3 protein-coding genes are annotated in these 2,803 nt (G+C 65.9%); 1 reads left to right on the top strand and 2 read right to left on the bottom strand.

Annotated elements, in window-relative coordinates; all coding sequences use genetic code 11:
• Positions 1-201: hypothetical protein (locus tag JXA24_00045; GenBank protein ID MBN1282150.1), on the top strand; the 201-nt coding region annotated here is incomplete at its 5' end.
• Here JXA24_00045 and truA read toward each other — a convergent pair.
• The gene (gene truA / locus JXA24_00040) at positions 202-972 is read right to left on the bottom strand and encodes a tRNA pseudouridine(38-40) synthase TruA (GenBank protein MBN1282149.1); all 771 of its coding nucleotides are present in this window, start codon (positions 970-972) and stop codon (positions 202-204) included.
• Between the two features lie 2 nt (positions 973-974).
• Positions 975-2,803, bottom strand: a 1,829-nt coding sequence (locus tag JXA24_00035; protein ID MBN1282148.1) for a hypothetical protein, incomplete at its 5' end; no start/stop codon positions are given.

Here is a 2,803-nt window from a genome sequence, read left to right as displayed (position 1 = left end):
GGCGTCGTGGCGAGCGACGAGGAGGATTACGTGGCAGAGGGCGAGTTCGACTACAACGACATCGACTCCTACTCCACGAGCGAGAACGGGCTGGGGAGCTCCACAGAGACCGCTGAGACGGAAACCGCCGAAACCACAGAAACAGAGACCGAAGAGACTGAAACCGAAACAGAGACAGAGACTGAAACCGAAGAGAGCTGATCAGTACAGCACCTTCACGAGATAGAGACCACAGGCCGGGGCACAGCGCCCGGCCTGTTCTCTTTTGCGCGCACCCAGGATACGGCGCACGTCCTGGGGCTCGATCCTCCCCCTGCCCACGTCCACAAGGGTACCCACGATGTTTCTAATCATGTGGCGGAGGAACCCTGCGCCCTCGAACGTGAACTCGACGAGCGAGGCGGCATCCCCTGAGGCGAAGATCGGGTCCGGGGATGCGCACTCATCGATATCTATCCTGTCTATCCTGCGCACCGAGTGCTCGGCGGCGCAGCCGGCGGCCCTGAAGCTCTCGAAGTCGTGCTCCCCCACGAGCGCGGCCGCCCCCTCTCGCATGCCCGCCAGGTCGAGCGGCTCGCGCATCTGCCAGCAGCGGCCCTGCGCCAGCGGCGCGCCCCCGCACGAGGCGAGCAGGCGGTAGAGGTATATCTTCCCCTTCGCGTCCCGGTTGGCGTGGAACGACTCGCCCGCCTCCTCGGCGCTCACTATCGAGATGTCGTCAGGGAGAAGCGAGTTTATGCCCCTTGCGAACCCCTCTAGCGGTATGGAGGAACCGGTGCAAAAATGGGCGACCTGGCCCAGCGCGTGCACGCCCGCGTCGGTGCGGCTCGCCCCGATGACCGCGATCCCCTCTCCGGTCATCCGGCTCAAGGCGCGCTGGATCAGCTCCTGCACCGACAGGCCGTTCGCCTGCACCTGCCAGCCCACGTAGTTCGTCCCGTCGTACGATATCGTCAGTTTTATGGTCCGCATGGTCAAAAATAGAACAGCAGGCCCACAGAGAACACCGGGCCGGAGAGGTCGAGCTTGCCCGAGCCGAAGCTGCTCACGTACTGGTAGGCCGCCTCGAAGGTCATGAAGAACTCGTCGACCCACACGTCGGTGTCCCCCCATGTCTTGGTCATCTCCGATATGTTGAGCATGGTTCCGCCCACCACGTGCATGCCCCACTTGACCCCGGCGACCGAGTCGCCGGCCACCGACTCCCTGTAGATCACGCTGTCGAAGCCGGCCTTGGCGTACGGTATGAGATAGCGCCACGAGAAATAGTCGGCGCGCCATGCGAAGCTGGCCTGCAGGGGGAACATGAGGAACGTGAAGCTGTCCTGCGAGACCTGGCCCGACTCCTCGCCCCTCGCCTTGCCCGACTTGTAGAGGAATCCGGCGCCGAACTCCAAGCCGTACTTGCGGTCAATGAGATACGAGCCCTCGAGCCTGGTGATTAGGTTGCAGCAGGTCCCGAAGTAGCGGTCGAGGCTGGAGCTGGAGGGCATCCAGAAGCCGGTCTTGGCCTCGAAGCCCCAAGCGTTCGGGGAGCGGGCCTCCAGGACCCCGACGCCCGGCGTCGCAGGCGACTCCTGTATTGCGGGCAGCTGCGCCGCAGCCCCGGTCGGGGCGAAGAGGAACGAGGCGGCAGCGAGCAGGGCGAGCATCGTCGCGCGCGCCCTGCGCACGCCGAGCGCGACCAGGGCGAAAAGGCCCGCCGCCAACGCGATCATGCCCACCCCACCGCACATCCCTCCCCCGACGAGGCCGCAGCCCTCGGAGCCGGCTGGACCCACGGTCTTCTCGGGCATGGCGGTGACGCGGCTCCCGTCCGGGAAGGCGGCGGTCCTTGTGTCGCTCGTGTTGCCGGCCTCGTCCACCGCCTCCACCGCCATGTAGTAGAGCGTTCCGTTCGAAAGGCCGCCAACCTCGCCGGTGACGCTCGATCCGCCTGAGGGCTGGGACACGCTCGCCTGCGCATCCGCCTTCGTGAGGACCGCGTCTGGATCGGTGTCCACGTACACGTTATAGCTCGCCATGTCCGAGACGTCCACCCTGTCGAAGTTGACGTAGACCCTGCTGCTCCCGAACCCGGTGGAGCGAACGACGACGTCGGGCGGCGGTGTGTCCACGGAAACGGCGGCTGCGATGCGCCCCCTGAGGCCGTCGCTGGTCGCGAAGACCCAGAGGTCGTTCTCCCCCTCGTCGAAGGCGTCCTTGTTCGCATCGAACGGTATCGTCGCGGTCGTGGGCTCGTCCGCGATCACGCTGCCGGAGGTGCTCCCCGCGCTGTCGACCAGAAGTGCCCCTGAGCCGTAGATGTCCCCGCCCGAGCGGAACTCGTACGTCGAGTCCTCGTCGACGAGAAACTCCACGTCCATCGTGCCGCCTACGCCCAGCGACGACCCCCCTCCCGAGTACGCGATCGAGGCGATCGCGACCAGGGGGTTCGCGGTGATGATCCCCACCTGGCCTGTGATGAAGTCCACATAGACGTTCCCGTCCTCCTTGCTGGAGGCCTCGACGAGAAAGGGCTCCGCGGAGGTCGGTATCGGCTCGTGGTCCTTGGCCGGGTCGCTGCCCATGTCCAGGACCTCTCCGGTCGCCGTGTTGACCACCGAAACGCCGCTCGCCCCCGCCACGTAGGCGTAGGTCGCGGTAGGGTTTTTCACCTGCGTTATGGCGATGTCGGTAGGCGACGAGTTGGGCGAGAGGTCTATCGCATCGCCGGTCACCGAGTGCGTGGAGGTGCTGATGCGGTGGACGGAGGAGCCGTCGAAGTCCGCGACCCACACCTCGGTGCCCCCGGGGAGCTTTG

The organism is Pseudomonadota bacterium (assembly GCA_016927275.1).
GTDB lineage: Bacteria > UBA10199 > UBA10199 > 2-02-FULL-44-16 > JAAZCA01 > JAFGMW01.
Note: the sequence above shows the minus strand (reverse complement) of the source record. Positions and strands in the feature narration are given on the sequence as shown.